17 protein-coding genes are annotated in these 16,867 nt (G+C 71.4%); 7 read left to right on the forward strand and 10 right to left on the reverse strand.

From position 1 onward, the window contains the following. Window positions 1–93 precede the first annotated feature (93 nt). Window positions 94–813: a gamma-glutamylcyclotransferase gene (locus NRP21_RS01715; RefSeq protein WP_257714431.1), complete on the forward strand. Its 720-nt coding sequence runs from the start codon at window positions 94–96 to the stop codon at window positions 811–813. On the opposite strand, the gene NRP21_RS01720 is transcribed toward NRP21_RS01715, so the two are convergent. From NRP21_RS01720 to NRP21_RS01735, 4 genes are all read right to left on the reverse strand, one after another. After that, window positions 779–2,191: an NAD(P)(+) transhydrogenase (Re/Si-specific) subunit beta gene (locus NRP21_RS01720; protein WP_257714432.1), complete on the reverse strand. Its 1,413-nt coding sequence runs from the start codon at window positions 2,189–2,191 to the stop codon at window positions 779–781. The genes NRP21_RS01715 and NRP21_RS01720 overlap by 35 nt on opposite strands. Window positions 2,192–2,195: 4 nt before the next feature. Then, window positions 2,196–2,600 (reverse strand): NAD(P) transhydrogenase subunit alpha, encoded by a 405-nt coding sequence (locus tag NRP21_RS01725; protein ID WP_257714433.1) that lies wholly within the window; start codon window positions 2,598–2,600, stop codon window positions 2,196–2,198. A gap of 13 nt (window positions 2,601–2,613) precedes the next feature. Next, entirely contained in the window at window positions 2,614–3,762 is a 1,149-nt protein-coding gene (locus NRP21_RS01730; RefSeq protein WP_257714434.1) for a Re/Si-specific NAD(P)(+) transhydrogenase subunit alpha, read from the reverse strand. An 89-nt stretch (window positions 3,763–3,851) separates the two neighbouring features. Next, the gene (locus NRP21_RS01735) at window positions 3,852–4,745 is read right to left on the reverse strand and encodes a LysR family transcriptional regulator (protein ID WP_257714435.1); all 894 of its coding nucleotides are present in this window, start codon (window positions 4,743–4,745) and stop codon (window positions 3,852–3,854) included. 109 nt (window positions 4,746–4,854) lie between these two features. Here NRP21_RS01735 and NRP21_RS01740 point away from each other — a divergent pair, with 109 nt between their 5' ends. The 3 genes from NRP21_RS01740 to NRP21_RS01750 are packed head-to-tail and all read left to right on the forward strand — an operon-like array spanning window position 4,855 to window position 7,498. After that, the gene (locus tag NRP21_RS01740; RefSeq protein ID WP_257714436.1) at window positions 4,855–5,835 is read left to right on the forward strand and encodes a Bug family tripartite tricarboxylate transporter substrate binding protein; all 981 of its coding nucleotides are present in this window, start codon (window positions 4,855–4,857) and stop codon (window positions 5,833–5,835) included. Beyond that, entirely contained in the window at window positions 5,835–7,190 is a 1,356-nt protein-coding gene (locus NRP21_RS01745; RefSeq protein WP_257714437.1) for an acyclic terpene utilization AtuA family protein, read from the forward strand. Before NRP21_RS01740 ends, NRP21_RS01745 begins: the two co-directional genes overlap by 1 nt. After that, the gene (locus tag NRP21_RS01750; RefSeq protein ID WP_257714438.1) at window positions 7,187–7,498 is read left to right on the forward strand and encodes an AtuA-related protein; all 312 of its coding nucleotides are present in this window, start codon (window positions 7,187–7,189) and stop codon (window positions 7,496–7,498) included. The genes NRP21_RS01745 and NRP21_RS01750 overlap by 4 nt, the downstream gene beginning before the upstream one ends. 158 nt (window positions 7,499–7,656) lie before the next feature. On the opposite strand, the gene NRP21_RS01755 is transcribed toward NRP21_RS01750, so the two are convergent. Together NRP21_RS01755 and NRP21_RS01760 are read right to left on the reverse strand one after the other, a co-directional pair. Further along, complete coding sequence (locus NRP21_RS01755; RefSeq protein ID WP_257714439.1) at window positions 7,657–9,012, reverse strand: ABC1 kinase family protein; 1,356 nt, start codon at window positions 9,010–9,012, stop codon at window positions 7,657–7,659. Further along, window positions 9,005–10,849 (reverse strand): M3 family oligoendopeptidase, encoded by a 1,845-nt coding sequence (locus NRP21_RS01760; RefSeq protein ID WP_257714440.1) that lies wholly within the window; start codon window positions 10,847–10,849, stop codon window positions 9,005–9,007. The genes NRP21_RS01755 and NRP21_RS01760 overlap by 8 nt, the downstream gene beginning before the upstream one ends. 140 nt (window positions 10,850–10,989) lie before the next feature. On the opposite strand from NRP21_RS01760, the gene NRP21_RS01765 reads away from it, so the two are divergent. The 3 genes from NRP21_RS01765 to NRP21_RS01775 all read left to right on the forward strand — a co-directional run bounded on the left by NRP21_RS01765 (window position 10,990) and on the right by NRP21_RS01775 (window position 14,622). After that, entirely contained in the window at window positions 10,990–12,714 is a 1,725-nt protein-coding gene (locus NRP21_RS01765) for an AMP-dependent synthetase/ligase (protein ID WP_257714441.1), read from the forward strand. An 82-nt stretch (window positions 12,715–12,796) separates the two neighbouring features. Continuing rightward, window positions 12,797–13,771 carry a Bug family tripartite tricarboxylate transporter substrate binding protein gene (locus NRP21_RS01770; protein ID WP_257714442.1) on the forward strand — a complete coding sequence of 325 codons (975 nt, stop codon included), beginning with the start codon at window positions 12,797–12,799 and terminating at the stop codon, window positions 13,769–13,771. Then, a complete protein-coding gene (locus NRP21_RS01775) occupies window positions 13,768–14,622 on the forward strand; it encodes an amidohydrolase family protein (RefSeq protein ID WP_257714443.1) in 855 nt (284 codons plus the stop codon). Before NRP21_RS01770 ends, NRP21_RS01775 begins: the two co-directional genes overlap by 4 nt. 17 nt (window positions 14,623–14,639) lie before the next feature. Here NRP21_RS01775 and NRP21_RS01780 read toward each other — a convergent pair whose 3' ends face one another. From NRP21_RS01780 to NRP21_RS01795, 4 genes are all read right to left on the reverse strand, one after another. Continuing rightward, on the reverse strand, window positions 14,640–14,951 hold the full coding sequence (locus NRP21_RS01780) for a DUF2312 domain-containing protein (protein ID WP_257714444.1): 312 nt from the start codon (window positions 14,949–14,951) through the stop codon (window positions 14,640–14,642). A 202-nt stretch (window positions 14,952–15,153) separates the two neighbouring features. After that, on the reverse strand, window positions 15,154–15,834 hold the full coding sequence (locus NRP21_RS01785) for an EI24 domain-containing protein (protein WP_257714445.1): 681 nt from the start codon (window positions 15,832–15,834) through the stop codon (window positions 15,154–15,156). Then, entirely contained in the window at window positions 15,835–16,140 is a 306-nt protein-coding gene (locus tag NRP21_RS01790; RefSeq protein WP_257714446.1) for a DUF1244 domain-containing protein, read from the reverse strand. It lies immediately after the preceding gene. An 81-nt stretch (window positions 16,141–16,221) separates the two neighbouring features. Continuing rightward, a complete protein-coding gene (locus NRP21_RS01795; protein ID WP_257714447.1) occupies window positions 16,222–16,644 on the reverse strand; it encodes a GFA family protein in 423 nt (140 codons plus the stop codon). Window positions 16,645–16,867: the final 223 nt, after the last annotated feature.

Genomic DNA, 16,867 nt, shown 5'->3' on the forward strand with positions numbered 1-16,867 from the left:
CCGTATGGCAGCACGGGTTGCCGCGCCCGTCACCCTCCGCCGCACAACTGAAGGGCCCCTGCCCCGTTGGTCCCCCGCAGCACCGGACCGACCATGCCCCAGCTCACGCCCGACCTGATCACCCGCGTTCCTCCGCCGCCCGAGGGCTCCGCCGCGCCCCCGCCGGACGAAGCCCGGCTGCGGGCGGAGATGACGGTGTTCCTGCACGACCGGGACCCGAAGCTCGGCATCTGGGTCTTCGCCTACGGCGCGCTGATGTGGAAGCACGAGGACTGCGCGCCGGATATCATCACCCCGGCGCGGCTGCCGGGGCTGGCGCGCCGCTACGAGCTGTCGGACGTGCATGACCGGGGGGCGCCCGCGCGGCCGGGGCTTACCCTCGGGCTCTCTCCCAACGCGGCACTGGCCTGCCCGGGGCTGCTGCTGCACCTGCCGGGTCCGGATCTGCCGAACCGCCTCTGGCCGGTGTGGAAGCAGGAAATGGGGCCAGGGTTCTACATACCGGAATGGCATGACGCGCTGCTGACCACCACCCATGACGGGCACGGCGCCCCGGTGCGCGCGCTGTGCTTCGTCACGCGCCGGGACCACCGGCTCCATGTCGGGGAGCGGCCGGTGCACGAGGTGGCGGATACCCTGTCCCGCGCCGCCGGGCCGAACGGCAGTGCCGCCGCCTATCTGATGGACGCCGTGGGAATCCTGCGGGCGAACGGGATGCGGGACGCGATGCTGGAGAGCATGGAGGCGGAGGTTGCCCGCCGCCTCCATGCCATGGAACCTACTTCTGGAGAGCCTGGACGATCTGCTGGGTGACCTTCTTGGCGTCCCCGAACAGCATCATGGTGTTGTCGCGGAAGAAGAGCTCGTTCTCCACGCCGGCATAGCCGCTGGCCATGCCGCGCTTGACGAAGAACACTGTCTTGGCCCGCTCCACCTCCAGGATGGGCATGCCGTAGATGGCGGAGGATTTGTCCGTCTTCGCGGCCGGGTTGGTCACGTCGTTCGCGCCGATGACGTAGGCGACGTCGGCCTCCGCGAATTCCGGGTTGATCTCCTCCAGCTCGTGCACGTCGTCATAGGGCACGTTGGCCTCGGCCAGCAGGACGTTCATGTGGCCGGGCATGCGGCCGGCGACGGGGTGGATGGCGTATTCCACCGTCGCGCCCTCCTTCTTGAGGAGGTCCGCCATTTCCCGCACCACCTGCTGGGCCTGGGCCACCGCCATGCCGTAGCCGGGGACGATGATGACCTTGCCGGCGTTCTTCATGATGTAGGCCGCGTCCTCCGGGCTGCCGGACTTCACGGGGCGGGCCGGGCCGGCATTGCCGCCGGCCGCCGCCGCGCCGCCCGCCTCGGCGCCGAAGCCGCCGAGGAGGACGTTGAGGATGGAGCGGTTCATCCCCTTGCACATGATGTAGGAGAGGATGGCGCCCGAGGCGCCGACGAGGGCGCCGGTGACGATCAGCAGCAGGTTGCCGATGGTGAAGCCGATGCCGGCCGCGGCCCAGCCGGAGTAGGAGTTCAGCATCGAGACGACGACGGGCATGTCTGCCCCGCCGATCGGGATGATGAGCAGGAAGCCGAGCGCGAAGGACAGGATCGCGATGATCCAGAAGAGCCAGGCCGGGCCGCCTGTGGCGACGAAGGTGGCGATCAGCAGGATCAGCACGATGCCCAGCGCCGCGTTCAGGGGGTGCTGGCCCTTGAACAGGATGGGCGCGCCGGACATGCGCCCAGCCAGCTTGGCGAAGGCAATGACGGAGCCGGAGAAGGTGACGGCGCCGATGGCCAGGCCCAGCGACATTTCGACCAGGGACTGGGCGTGGATGTTGCCGGGGGTGCCGATGCCGAAGCTGGTGGGCGCGTAGAGGGCGGCGGCGGCCACGAAGACGGCGGCGAGGCCGACCAGGGAGTGGAAGGCGGCCACCAGCTGGGGGAGCGCCGTCATCTGGATGCGGTTGGCCACCACCGCGCCGATGGTGCCGCCGATGGCGAGGCCGGCGATGATGAGGCCGATGCCGCCGACCCGCATCCCCGGCTGGGCGAGGGTGGCGACGATGGCGATCGCCATGCCCACCATGCCCATCATGTTGCCGCGCCGGCTGGTGCTGGGGTGGGAGAGGCCCTTCAGCGCCAGGATGAAGAGGATGGAGGCGACGAGGTAGGCGAGCGTCGAGAGCGTGTGCGCCACCGGTTCAGCCCTTCCGCTGGAACATGGCGAGCATCCGCCGGGTGACGAGGAAGCCGCCGAAGATGTTCACGGCGGCCAGGGTGACGGCGAGGAAGCCGAACGCCTGGGCGATCCAGGATTCTCCGAGGCCCGTGGCGAGCATGGCGCCCACCACGATCACGGAGGAGATGGCGTTGGTGACGCCCATCAGCGGGGAGTGCAGCGCGGGCGTCACGCTCCAGACCACGTGGTAACCGACGAAGCAGGCCAGCACGAAGATGGTGAAGAGCAGGAGGAAGGGCTCCGCGGCGGCCGCGTGCTCCTCGATGATCGGCATGGCTTCGCCCGCGGCCGCGCGGGCCTCAAGCGCCAGGGCCATGGCCCGTTCGGCCATCGCCTGGGCGCGGATGGCGAGTTCCTCAGCGTGCATGTGTCGGGTTCCCTCAGCCGGCCGCGAAGTTCGGGTGCACCACCTGGCCGCCGCGCGTGAGCATCACGCCGCGAACGAGGTCGTCCTCCGCCGGAAGGGCCGGCTTGGAGGAGTCCTTGTCCCAGAAGGTGGTCAGAAAGGTCAGGAGGTTGCGGGCGTAGAGGCTGCTGGCCGCGGCGGGGATGCGCGCGGGCCAGTTGCGCCAGCCCAGGATGATGACGCCGTTCTCCGTCACCACCCGCTCGCCGGGCTTGGTCAGGGCGCAGTTGCCGCCCGCGTCGGAGGCGATGTCCACGATGACGGAGCCGGGCTTCATGGAGGCGACCATGGCCTTCGTGACCAGGATCGGGGCGCGGCGGCCCTGCACCAAGGCCGTGCAGACCACGATGTCCATCTTGGCGATGGCGCCGGCCACGACCTCGGCCTGCTTGGCAAGGAATTCGGGGCTCATCGCCTTGGCGTAGCCGCCTGAAGTCTGGGCGGCCTTCGATTCCTCGTCCTCGTAGCCGACGAAGCTGGCGCCGAGGGACTTGATCTCCTCCTTCGCGGCCGGGCGCACGTCCGTCGCGGAGACGCGGCCGCCGAGGCGGCGGGCGGTGGCGATGGCCTGCAGCCCGGCCACGCCCGCACCCATCACCAGCACGTTCGCGGCAGGGATGGTGCCGGCCGCCGTCATCAGCATGGGGAAGGCCTTGTCGAAGGCCGCCGCGCCCTCGATCACCGCGCGGTAGCCCGCGAGGTTCGCCTGGGAAGAGAGCACGTCCATGCTCTGCGCGCGGGTGGTGCGGGGCAGCAGCTCCATCGCCGCGGCGTCCACCCCGGCGGCGGCCATCCGGGCCACCGAATCCTTGTCCGCGCCCATGGTGGCGATCACCAGCGCGCCGCGCGGGATCAGGGCGAGCTCGTCGGGCCCTTCCTCCCCCTCCGCCAGCGGGGCGCGGACCTTCAGCACGATTCCCGCGCCGGAGAGGGCGGACGCGGCGTCGGGCGAGACCTCCGCCCCGGCCTCGGCATAGGCGGCATCGGGGATGCCGGAGGCGGTGCCCGCCCCGCTCTCCACGGCAACCGTGTTCCCCAGCGCGATCAGCTTCCTCACCGTCTCCGGCGTCGCCGCCACCCGGGCCTCGTCCGCCCGGCGCTCCTTCAGTACGGCAAGCCGCATGATTCCGTTCCCGTCGCTTCCTGCACGCAGGATCGCGGGGCGTATCAAAAGCTGCAAGTCCGGAAGGACAGCAGGGGCGGCGGTGCGGGTCAGCCCCCCTCCCCGGCCGCTTCCCGCAGGGCGGCCAGGAAGGCCTCCGCGGCCGGGGAAAGGGTTCGCCCGGCGCGGCGGATGAGGAGGATGTCCCGCCGGATCTCCGGGCGGGCGATCGGGGCGGCGGCGATTCCGGGCAGGTCGGCCCCGACGGCGGAGGAGGGGAGAATCGCCACGCCCAGCCCGGCCCGCACGAGGCCGAGCGCCGTGCTCATGTAGGTCACCTCATAGGCCGGGGAGGCGGCCAGGCCCTGCCCGGCGAAGGCGCGGTCCACCAGCACGCGCACGCTGCTCTCGGGGTCGGTGAGGATGAGGGGGCTTCCCGCGAGGTCCGCCAGGTCCACGGAGGGGCGCCCGGCCAGGGGATGGCCTGCGGGGATGGCGGCCACCATGCGGTCAGCGATGAGCGGGGTCGCCTCCAGCTCCGTGTCGGCCTCCAGGTCGGTGCCGATCGCCAACTCGACCTCCCCTGCCCTCAGGAGCGCCGCGACGCGCCGGGCCACAGCGTCCCGGATCAGGATCTGGATGCCCGGCCGCCTCTCCCGCAGCCGGGCCAGGGCGCGGGGCAGCAGGGTGGTGCCGATGGAGGGCAAGGCGGCCAGCCGCACCGTGCCCACGCGCTGCGCCGCCACGTCCCGGGCCTGGGTGACCAGCAGGTCGAAGTCGCCGATCAGGCGCTCGAACTCGGCCGCGAGGCGGAGCCCCTCGGCGGTGGGAAGGGTGCCGCGGGCGCCGCGGTCCAGCAGGCGAAGGCCGAGCGCCTCCTCCAACTGGCGGAGCTGCACTGTCAGGGTTGGTTGGGAGACGCCCAGGGCCTCGGCAGCCCGCGTGAGGCTGCCGAGGCGGACGGCGGCGACGAAGGCGCGGGCTTGTCGCAGGCTTACGGCCATGGAGTTCCTCTATGGGACCGATCAGAAGCTTTCAATTGTCTGATGGCGGGTCGTCGGCTCAACTGGGCGGAGAAGCACGGGCCGCACCCGCCGCACGAGGAAACCTGCCATGAAGTCCCCTGCCGGCACGCGCCGGGCCCTGCTCGCCGCCCTTGCCGCCCCTGCCCTTGCCCGCCCGGCCCTGGCCCAGGCGGCTTATCCGAGCAGGCCCATCCGCATGATCGTGCCGTTCGCCGCGGGGACGAGCACGGACATCATGACCCGCCTCGTCACGCCGCGCATGACGGAGGAGCTGGGGCAACCGATCGTGGTGGAGAACCGGCCGGGCGCGGGCGGGATCGTGGGATCGGACGCCGTCGCGAAATCAGCGCCGGATGGGTACAACCTGTGCATGGGGTCCATCGCGTCCCACTCGGTGAATGCGACGCTGATCAAGACCATCCCCTATGACGTGCTGCGGGATTTCACGCCCGTCTCGCTCGTCACCAATGCGCCGAACCTGCTCGTCGTCGGCAATTCCGTGCCGGCGAAGAACCTGCCGGAGTTCATCGCCTGGGCGAAGACGCAGCGGAGCGTGGCCTATGCCTCGGCGGGGAACGGCACGTCCTCGCACCTCGCGGGGGAGTTGCTGAAGCTGCGGACGGGCGCGCCGCTGGAACACGTGCCCTACCGCTCCGCGCCCCAGGCGCTGACGGACGTGATCTCCGGCCAGGTGCCGATGACGATCTACCAGGTGACGGCGGTGCTGCCCTTCGTGCGGGACGGGAAGATGCAGGCGCTGGCCGCCACCTCCGCCAAGCGGCTGGAGTGGACGCCGGAGGTGCCGACCGCGATCGAGCAGGGGATCGCCGACTTCGACGTCTCGGCGTGGCACGGACTTTTCGCGCCCGCCAACCTGCCGGCGCCGATCCTGGAGAAGGTTTATGCGGCGCTGAACAAGGCGCTGACGGACACGGCGCTGCGGCCGAAACTGGTGGAGCAGGGGCTGGAGCCGGTGGGGATGCCGCCCGCGCAGTTCCGGCCCTTCCTTGAGGGTGACATCGCCAAGTGGCGCGAGGTGATCCGCGCCGCCGACATCAAGGCGGACTGATGATGCTGCGGATCGGCTGCGGCTCCGGCTTTTCCGGGGACCGGATCGACGCGCCCATTCCCGTGGTCGCCGCGCTCGCGGCGGCCGGCGGGCCGGCGGCGCTCATGCTGGAGTGCCTGGGGGAGCGGACCCTGGCGCTGGCCCAGGGGGAGCGGCTGAGGAATCCGGACCACGGCTACGAGCCGATGCTGGAGGCACTGCTGCGACCGATCCTGAAGACCTGCCGGGAGCACCGCATCCCCATCGTGACGAATGGCGGCGCGGCCAATCCCCGGGCCGCCGGCCGCGCGGCGCTGCGGCTGGCGGCGGAGCTGGGGATCGAGGGGCTTCGCGTGGCCGTGGTGGAGGGGGACGACGTGCGGGGCACCGATGCGCTCGATGACCTCGCGCCCTGGGAGGGCGAGCCGGGCGCGGTGATGGAGAAGGAGAAGGTGATCGCGGCCAATGTCTATCTCGGGGCGCAGCCGATCGCGCGGGCGCTGCGGGAAGGGGCGGAGGTGGTGATCACCGGGCGGTGCTCGGACCCCGCCCTCGCGCTCGGGCCGATGATCGCGCATTTCGGCTGGGCGGAGGATGACTGGGACCGGCTGGCGGCGGGAACGGCCTGCGGGCACCTGCTGGAATGCGGGAGCCAGGTGACGGGGGGGTACTTCGCCGACCCTGGCGTGAAGGACGTGGAGGGAATGGCGGAGATCGGCTTCCCGATCGCGGAGATCGACGGGGATGGCGGCTTCACCATTACCAAGCCGTCCGGCACGGGCGGGCTGGTGGACCTCCGGACGGTGAAGGAGCAGCTGCTCTACGAAATCCATGATCCCGCCGCCTACCTGACGCCCGACGTGGTGCTGGACATCACGGAAGTTGAGCTGGAGCAGGAAGGGCCGGACCGGGTGCGGGTGCGGGGATGCCGCGGCAAGCCGCGGCCGGACCGGCTGAAAGCCACCGTCTCCTTCCCCGGCGGATGGCTGGGCGAGGGCGAGATCTCCTATGCCGGGCCGAATGCGCGGGCGCGGGCGGAGCTGGCCGGGCGGACCTTGCTGGAGCGCGCCCGGAACCTTGGGCTTGAGGGCCGCGCGCGGCTGGACCTGATCGGCGTGGCGAGCGTGCACGAGGGCGATTCGGGCGCGCTGCGCGGGGTGCGGCGGGACGAGCCGGCCGAGGTGCGGCTGCGGCTTTCCCTGGCGACGGAGGCCCGCGCGCCTGCGGAGCGGGCGACACGGGAGGTGCTGGCGCTGCTGTGCTGCGGGCCGGCCGGGGGCGGCGGGGCGCGCATGCGCGTAGTGGACCGGGTGCGAACCCTCTCCTTCCTCGTGCCGCGCGAGCGCGTGCACCCGACGGTGGAGTTCGTGGCGTGATCCTGCACCAGCTCGCCCATGCCCGGGCCGGGGACAAGGGCAACCGGCTGAACATCGGCCTTTTCGCGCGCGATCCCCGGCACTACCCGCATCTGGCTGCCGAAGTGACGGAGGAGCGGGTGATGGCTCTCTTCGCGCATCGCGGCTGCACGAAGGTGGTGCGCTACGAGTTGCCGCGGCTGCACGGGTTCAACTTCGTGCTGGACGACGTGTTGGAGGGTGGCGTGAACGGCGCGCTGAACCTGGACGGGCATGGGAAGACCCTGTCCTTCCTGCTGCTGGGGATGGAAATCCCGGCGCCCGGCTGAGGGCGGCGCGCACGGATCCTCAGCCCGGAACCGGGATCAATCGGGCGGCCCCTGGGAACCCTCGACGACCCGCAGCTTCGGCTACCTGACCGAACGTCACGAGCCGCTGACAGTCGCCATCTCTGTTGCGATAGAGAGGCGGGAGCCCAGAAGGCGGCCTAGGGGGCCGCCTCGGGAACGCCCGCCTCGCGCAGGGTGGCGGACTGGCGCGCGGCCAGATCCTCCTCGCGGTAGTCGTCCACCAGCTCGTGGAAGAGCTGGTGCCAGTTCATCTCCGCCTTGAGGCGCAGGAAGACGCTTCCCAGGCCGACCGCGGCGCGGTCCATCAGCACGAACTCGCGCGGGGGGCGCACGCCGCCGACGCGCTTGAGGCCGGCATGGACCTCCTCCGCGACCTTGCGGCCGTATTGCGGGTCGTTCGTCTCCTGCACGGGACGGATGCGGTCCTCCAGCAGGGGCTCGTAGAGGAAGCGGGCCCAGCGGAGGAGGACTTCCATCGTCTCTCGCTTGAGGTCCTTGAAGCCCCAGAGCTCGAAGGCGTGGGCGGCCTTGTCGTTGTCGGAGTCCCGCACCGCCTCGTAGAGCGTGAGCGTCCCCGTGATGAAGCGGGGCGGGAAGACGCGGATGGCGCCGAAATCCAGCAGGTTGATGCCGCCATCGTTCGGACGGACTTGATAGTTCCCGAGATGCGGGTCGCCGTGGATGATGCCGTAGCGGTAGAGCGGCACGTACCAGGCGTGGAACAGCGCCTTGGCGTAGGCGTTTCGCTCCTCCAGCGAGGGCTCCTCGGAGAGGCGGGTGAGGATGGAGCGGCCGTCCAGCCAGCTCATCGTCAGCAGGCGCTTCGTGGTCAGCGCCTGCACGGGGGTGGGCACGTGCACATGGGGCTGGTCGCGCAGCATGAGGCCGTAGGCGCGCATCTGCGCGGCCTCGCGCTCGTAATCCAGCTCCTCGCGCAGGCGCTCGCTCAGCTCCTCGTACACGTCGTCGTGCTGGATGGTGTTGTCCATGCGCGCGTAGAGGCCCATGGCCAGCCGGAGCTGCTTCAGGTCCGCCTCCACCACGCTCGGCATGTCCGGGTACTGGAGCTTGCAGGCCACGCGCGTGCCGTCCTTCAGCGTCGCGCGGTGGACCTGGCCGAGGGAGGCGGCGGCGGCGGCCTCGCGCCCGAAATCGGTGAAGTTGGACTCCCAGGCCGGGCCAAGCTCCGTGCCCATGCGGCGGCGGACGAAGGCCCAGCCCATGGGCGGGGCATTGGCCTGCAGGGAGGCGAGCTGCTGTGCGTACTCCTCCGGCAGGGCGTTCGGCACGGTGGACAGGAACTGCGCCACCTTCATCAGCGGGCCCTTCAGCCCGCCGAGGATGGATTTCAGGTCCTCGGCATGGGCCGCCTTGTCGGTCTTGATGCCGAGGAAGCGCTCCCCCGCCACGCGCGCCGCGATGCCGCCCACGGCGCCCGATGTGCGGGCCATGCGGCGGATCTCGCCGAAAAGGGAATTCTCCCGGTCAGCCATCCGCGCGCTCCAGCTCGTCGATGAAGCCCGCGATCACGTCCAGGCCGCGCTTCCAGAAGCGGGGGTTGGAGGCGTCGAGGCCGAAGGGCGCCAGCAATTCCTTGTGGCGCAGCGTGCCGCCTGCGCGGAGTAGGTCCAGGTACTTGCCGGCGAAATCCGGCACCGCCCCGTCCTGGTACACGCCGTAGAGGGCGTTCACCAGGCAGTCCCCGAAGGCATAGGCATAGACGTAGAAGGGCGTGTGCACGAAGTGCGGCACGTAGGACCAGTACACGCCGTAGTCGGGCGTGAAGTCGAAGGCCGGGCCGAGGCTTTCCGTCTGCACCCGCATCCAGAGGGCGGCGATCTCCTCCGAGGAGAGCTCGCCCTTGCTGCGGGCGTCGTGCAGCAGCGTCTCGAAGCGGTAGAAGGCGATCTGGCGCACCACCGTGTTCAGCATGTCCTCCACCTTGGAGGCGAGCATCAGGCGGCGGCGCGCGGGATCCGTCTCGGCGTCCAGCATGGCGCGGAAGGTCAGCATCTCGCCGAAGACGGAGGCGGTCTCGGCCAGCGTCAGCGGCGTGCCGGACATCAGGTAGCCCTGGTCGGCGGCCAGGCGCTGGTGGACGCCGTGGCCCAGCTCATGCGCCAGCGTCATCACGTCCCGCGTCTTCCCGTGGTAGTTCACCAGCAGGTAGGGATGGGCGGAGGGCACGGTGGGGTGCGCGAAGGCGCCGCTGGCCTTGCCCGGGCGAAGCGCGGCGTCGATCCAGGGCTTGTCGAAGAAGTCGCGGCCGAGCGCCGAGAGCTCCGGGCTGAAGGCGGCGTAGGCGTTCAGCACCTGGTCGCGCGCGGCTTCCCAGGAGATGGCGCGGTCCACGTCACCGGGCAGCGGCGCGTTGCGATCCCAGTGCTTCAGCTTGTCCAGGCCCAGCCAGCGGGCCTTCATGGCGTAGTAGCGGTGCGACAGGCGCGGGTAGCTCTCCACCACGGCGGAAACGAGGGCGTCCACCACCTCGTCCTCCACCATGTTGGCGCGGTTGCGGGAGGTGCCGGGGCGCGGGTAGTTGCGCCAGCCGTCGATGATCTCCTTGTCCTTCGCCAGCGTGTTGGTGATGAGGGAGAAGAGGCGGATGTTGTCGCCGAAGGCTTTCGAGACGCCGGTGGCCGCGGCCTCGCGCACCGCGCGGTTCGGATCCGACAGCAGGTTCAGCGCGGCGGAGACGGTCAGCTCCTCCGCCCGGCCCTCCCGCGTCACGGGCACGCGCATATGGGCCACCGTCTCGTCGAAGAGGCGGTTCCAGGCGGAGCGGCCGGTCACCTCCTTCTCGTGCAGCAGCTTCTCCACCTCGTCCGAGAGCTGGTGCGGGCGGAAGACGCGCAGGTCGCGCAGCCAGGGGCGCCAGCGGGCCAGTGCCGGGGAGCCGGCGATGCGGCCCTCCAGCAGGCCGTCGTCCAGCCGGTTCAGCTCCAGCGTGAAGAAGAGCAGGTGGCTGCCGATGCCGGTCACCCGCTCCTGCATGGTCTGGTAGAAGCGCCCGTTCTCCGCGTTCTGCGCGTCGCCGCTGAAGAGCAGCTGGGCGTAGGACATCACGCGGCCGATGATCTCCTCGATCCGCTCGTACTCGCGCAGCGCCGCGGCCAGGGCATCTCCGGAGAGGGAGGCGAGGCGGCCGGCATGGGCGGATTCGAAGGCCTGGGCGGCGCGCTCGGCGGCATCCAGATCGGCGGCCAGCGCGGGGTCGTCGGGGCGGGCGTAGAGGTCACGCAGGTCCCATTCCGGCAGGCGCTCCGCCGCCGGGGCGGCGCCGATCCGGGACTCCGTGTCTCGGACTGGCGCGGGGTTTTCACGAGTCATTCGGTCGGGACGCCTTGTGGTATCGGGATTCTCCCCCCCGATATAAGCCCGTGCCAAGGTGAGCCAAGGGCGGCCGGGGCGGAAGCACGGGCGGAACACCCCTTGGGGGTGGCCCGGACCGAACGGGGATGGGGAGCGGAATGGATCAGGTGACGGGCCACCCTGAGGGGGAACGCTGGACGAGCCTGCCCGGCATGATGCTGGGGCTGGCGGCCCGAAACCCCGATGCTCCGATGATCCGCCATTGGCAGGGGGGCGCTTGGCGGCGGACGCTTTGGCGGGACTTCGCGCTGGCGGTGGCGAATGTCGCGGCGGGGCTGCGGGCCCAGGGCGTCTCGCCGGGGGACCGGGTGGCACTGGTAATGGAGAGCCGGCCGGAGTTCCTGATCGCGGACACGGCGCTGATGGCGATCGGGGCCGTGACCGTGCCGACCTATGTCACCAATACCGTCGCCGATCACGCCCATGTGCTGCGGGACAGCGGGGCGCGCGCCGCCATCGCGGGCAGCGCCCGGTTGGCGGGGCGGCTGCGGGAGGCGGCGGGCGACGACGGGCTGGACCTTCTGGTCTGCCTGGAGGAGGCGCCGGGCGCGCTGCCCTGGTCCGAGCTGGCCGCGGCGCCGGGCGACCTCGCGATGCTGCTGGCGGAAGTGCAGCACATCCCGGAGGGGCGGCTGGCCTGCCTCATCTATACGTCCGGCACGGGCGGGAAGCCGCGGGGGGTGATGCTGCCGCACCGCGCCATGCTGGCGAACCGGGAGGGGGTGGCGCCCTTCATCCGGCAGCTCAACATCTACTGGAAGGGGGAGTGCTACCTCTCCTTCCTGCCGCTCTCCCATGCCTATGAGCACACGGTGGGGGGGTTCCTGCTGCCTTCCTGCGGGCTGGAGATCGTCTTTTCCCGCGGGGCGGACCGACTGGCGAACGAGTTCCGGGAGATCGAGCCGGCCCTCGTCACCGCCGTGCCGCGGCTGTTCGAGGTGTTGAGGACGCGGATCCTCGCGGGGCTGGAGAAAGAGAAGCCCTGGAAGCGCAAGCTCTTTGACCGGACCCTCGCGCTCGGGCTGCGGCGGCTGGACGGGCCGCCGCTTGGGCTGCTGGAGCGGCTGGAGGACGCAGTGCTGGACCGGCTGGTCCGGAAGCCCGTCCGCGCCCGGTTCGGCACCAAGCTCTGCGCCCTGGTTTCCGGCGGGGCGCGACTGGACCCGGACCTTTCCGGCTTCTTCCTCGCGCTCGGCGTGACGGTGCTGCAGGGCTATGGCCAGACGGAGGCGGGGCCCGTCGTGGCCGTGAACCTGCCCTGGGACAACCAGCGCCGCACCGTCGGCAAGCACGTGGCGGGGGTTGAGGCGCGGATCGCGGAGGACGGGGAGCTGCTGATCCGCGGCAACCTCGTGATGGACGGGTACTGGAACGCGCCGGAGGCGACGAGCGCCGCCCTCTCCGTTCCGCCCGGGGAGAACCGGCCCTGGCTGCATACGGGCGATGTGGGCGCCATCGACGCGGAGGGGCGCATCACCATCACCGACCGGAAGAAGGACTTCATCAAGACCCTCGGCGGCGACATGGTGAGCCCGGCGCGGATCGAGACGCTGCTGATGGCGGAGCCGGAGATCGCGCAGGCCGTGGTGGCGGGTGAAGGGCGGCCGGGGATCGTGGCGCTGGTGGTGCCGGCGGAGGGTGCCTCGGCCGAGAAGGCGGTGCAGCGGATCAACGGCAAGCTCTCCTCGCTGGAGCGTATCCGCAAGTGGACGGCGGTGGATGCCTTCACGCTGGAGAACGGGCTGCTCACCCCCACCATGAAGGTGAAGCGGCGCGCGGTGCTGGAGCGGCATGCGGGGACCGTGGACGGGCTCTATGGCTGAGGCTTGACCGCTTCCGTTCCGCCCGCCTGAACTGCGGGGAAGGAAGCGGCCGGCATCGAACCGGCCGCGCGGAGGAACGGGAATGCTCAAACGCCGCCACGCCCTGGCGCTGCCTGCCCTTGCGCTTATGGCGCGCCCTGCCCTTGCAGCCTGGCCGGAGCGCCCGATCCGGGTGGTGGTGCCTTATGCCGCGGGCGGCAACATCGACGTGGTGAGCCGCCTTCTGGCCCCTGCCCTGACGGAGCGCCTGGGCCAGCCCGTGGTGGTGGATAACCGGCCGGGCGCCGGCGGCAGCCTGGGGGCGGAGCAGGTGGCCCGGGCGGCGCCGGACGGCTACACGCTGCTGGCCGGTTCCAACGGGCCGATCACGGTGAACCCGCTGGTGCAGGCGCGGCTGCCCTATGACCCGCTGCGCGACCTGGTTCCCGTCGCGCTGGTGAATGCCGTGCCGCTGGTGCTGATCGTCGGGGGCGCCAATCCGCCGGCGACGCTGGCGGCCGCCATCGCCGAATCCCGGGCGAAGCCCGGGAGCTTCACCACCGGGACGCCCGGCGCCGGCAGCACCGCCCATCTCGCGCTGGAGCTGTTCAACAACGCCTCCGGCGCGGAGCTGACGCACGTTCCCTACCGGGGTGGCGGCGCGGTGGTACCGGATCTCATCGCCGGCAATATCCGCGCGATGTTCGTCGAGCTCTCCACCGCCCTGCCGCTGCACAAGGAGGGCAAGGGGCGCATCCTTGCCGTCGCCTCGAAGAGCCGTGCGCCGCAGCTGCCTGACGTGCCGACCTTCGTGGAGGCGGGTGTGAGGGACTTCACCGCGGCGAGCTATTGCGGGCTTCTCGCGCCGCGCGGGACGCCGGCTGCCGCCGTCTCGGCCATCCGCGACGCGGTGGCGGCCGCGACCAATGACGGCACCATCCGGGCGAAGCTGGAGGGCATGGGATCGGAGGTGGCTTCCGGCGCCGAGCAGACGCCGGACGGGTTCATGGCCTTCCTGCGACGGCAGGCAGAGGACGGGAAGCGCGCCGCCGAAATCGCCGGGCTGAAGCCGGAATGAGCGCGCCCGATCCCCGGGTGCCGGAAGGCGCCTGCGATTGCCATTGTCACGTCTTCGGCCCGGCCGCGCGCTTTCCCTATTCCGAACCGCGGTCCTACACGCCGGAGGACGCGCCGCTGGAAGCCTATCTGGCGCTGCTGGACCGGCTGGGACTGGCGCGCGGCGTGATCGTGCAGCCCAGCGCCTATGACCGCGACAACAGTGCGACGCTGGATGCGCTGCGCCGCGCGCCGGACCGGCTGCGCGGCGTGGGGGTGGGCGGGGCGGAGCTGACACCGGCGATGCTGCGGGAATGGCACGCGGCGGGGATCCGCGGGCTGCGCGCCAACGAGTACCGGCGCGCCGGCCAGGCCGCCTATCACGGCGGGGTCCGGCTGGAGGAGATCGAGCCGCTGGTGCCGGCAATGCGGGACATGGGCTGGCACCTGCAGCTGTGGCTGGATGCGGCGGACCTGCCGGAGCTGCTACCGCGCCTCGCACGGCTGCGGCTTCCCGTGGTGGTAGACCACATGGGGCGGCTTCCCCACACGCGCGGGACGGGCGATCCGGGGTTCCAGGCCCTGCGGCGCGGGGTGGCGGAGGGGACGCTCTGGGCGAAGGTCTCCGGCACCTACCGGCTGGGCGCCACCGCGCCGGACTACGCGGAGGCGCGGCCGTTCCACGATGCGCTGGTGAGCGCCAATCCGGAGCGGCTGGTCTGGGGCACGGACTGGCCCCATCCCCGGCCGGAAGGGCCCGTGCCGGATGCCGCCCGGTTGCTGGAGGTGTTCCTGGACTGGACACCTTCTCCGGCGCGGGAGCTGATCCTCTCCCGCAACCCGGCACTGCTGTACGGCTTCCCGCCCGCCTGAGGCGGGCGGGGGCGCGATCACATGCCGAGCGCGCGGCGGTAGAGGTCGAGGAGGGTCTCCATCTCCTCCACCTCGGCCGGCTCCTGCTTGCGCAGGCGGATGATCTGGCGGACCACCTTCACGTCGAAGCCCGCGCTCTTCGCCTCGGCGAAGATGTCCTTGATGTCGTCGGCGAGCGCCTTGCGCTCCTCCTCCAGCCGCTCCACCCGCTCGATGATGGAGCGCAGGCGATCGACGGCGATCCCACCCACATCCGGGTCCGGGTCGGCGGCCTGCCTCGCGCGGCTCGCGGCGGCCTCGTCGTCGATGTCGAAAGGTACGTCGGACATGCCAATCCCCTGGGGCAACCCCCTTGCTCCGCTCGGCGGCCGGGCGGGGCGGGCGCTTGCCGCGCCATCCCCCTTCCCTTGCCGCCCCTCAGCCCCCCTCGGGCGAAGGCGCGGGTCTTACCCCCGACGCGCCTTCCGCCTCAATGCCCAGATGCAGGAAAGGGAACCTTCCGGGAACGGCGTGGCACGCAGGCCACCCCGTTCAGTTCACGGGACCATCGGCGCCGCGGTGCAGGAGGTGGGTCATCGCCGCCGTGCCGAGCACGGGCACCAGCAGGTTGGCGAAGGGCACCAGGGCCAGGGTGGCCATGACGGCACCCACGGCGACGACTGAGAATTCCCGCCGCTTCCGCAGCAGCCGCGCCTCCACCACCGGCAGGCGGCGCTGGGCCACACCCTCGAACAGCCCGTGGCCGAGGGAGACGGCCGCGACGACCCAAAGGAGCACGCCGCCCACCAGGGGCAGCAGCAGCGCGATGGGCAGCAGCACGAGGTTCAGCGCCAGCACCTTCAGCGCCAGGACGAGGTTGAACACGCCCTGGGAGGCGAGCGAGGCACCGCGGCGCGGGGGCGGCAGGGCCGGGTAGTGGCGCCGCTCCACCGCCGCCGCCGTTTCGTCCAGGAAAAGGCCGGCGATGGCGAGGGCGAAGGGCACGAAGAGCCAGAAGGCCGCGAAGAGCCCGGCAACGCCGCCCAGCACCCCGGCCGCCGTGGCCAGCCAGCCCGTGCCGCCGGCCAGCGCGTCCATGGCCCAGCCGGCGAACCAGACGAGGGCGCCCAGCGCCAGCAGGGCCCCGGCCATGCCCTTCAGCAGCGGGCCGCGGAAGCCGCGATCGAAGACCTGGTCGAAGGGCATGACCAGGCTGGCGAGGACGGCCTGCACCTAGTGGCCCGGGTTGGACTTGGCGAAGGCGGCCTTCTGGTCGGCCGAGGCCTCCTTCTGGTGCTTCGCCTGCCACTCCTTGTAGGGCATGCCGTAGACGATCTCCCGCGCCTCCGGGTCCGGCAGGGGAATGCCCTGCCCTTCCGCCGCTTCCCTGTACCAGCGGGAGAGGCAGTTCCGGCAGAAGCCGGCCAGGTTCATCAGGTCGATGTTCTGCACGTCCGTGCGCTCGCGCAGGTGCTGCACCAGGCGGCGGAAGGCGGCCGCCTCCAGCTCGGTCCGCGTGCCGTCGTCAATCTCGGTCATGGTGATCCCTCTCTCGGCCGCCGAGATGGGGTGGGGCGAGCGCCGGCGCTATCCCTCCCCCTGGGCTCTCCCCCCGGGCCCTCATCCCGGGCCCTTATCCCGGGTTGCGGCGTAGCTCGGCAGCCCGTCGCAGGGCGCGGCCCAGGGGATGCCGGCCGCGACGCGGGTGTGGTCCGCCGGGGGCACGGCCGACGGATCGTCGAGGGTCGCCGTCGCGACGTCCATCTCGTCCGGCAGGTCGTGCTCACGGAAGGTCATGGGGGTGCCGCAATCCCCGCAGAAGCCGCGCTCCGCCCTGGCCGACGAGGCGTAGCGGCGCATCGCCCCGCGCACCACGCGAAACTCGGCGCGCCGCACGCTGAACCAGGCCACCACGGGCGCCCCGGCGACGCGCCGGCAGTCCACGCAGTGGCAGATCGTGGGGTGGAAGGGCCTGCCCCGCGCCTCGTAGCGCACGGCACCGCAGTGGCAGCCGCCCGACAGCACGGAATCGTCGATCGCCATTCCCGCCTCCCCGGTTCAGGGCAGCGTGACATCGCCGCGTGGCCAGGGAAACCGCCGGTGCATCGGCGACCCTGGCGCGAAATGGGCTGGGGCCTCAGCAACACCGGAGCGCCTTGGCTGCGCTGGAGCGGCGAGGCAGCCAGAGGCGGATCGGTATTTCCCAGGCCGAAACGTCACGAATAGTTGAGCCCAGTAACGTCTCACCAACTGGAAATTTCTCTCG

It is taken from the genome of Roseomonas populi (assembly GCF_024594815.1).
GTDB lineage: Bacteria > Pseudomonadota > Alphaproteobacteria > Acetobacterales > Acetobacteraceae > Roseomonas > Roseomonas populi.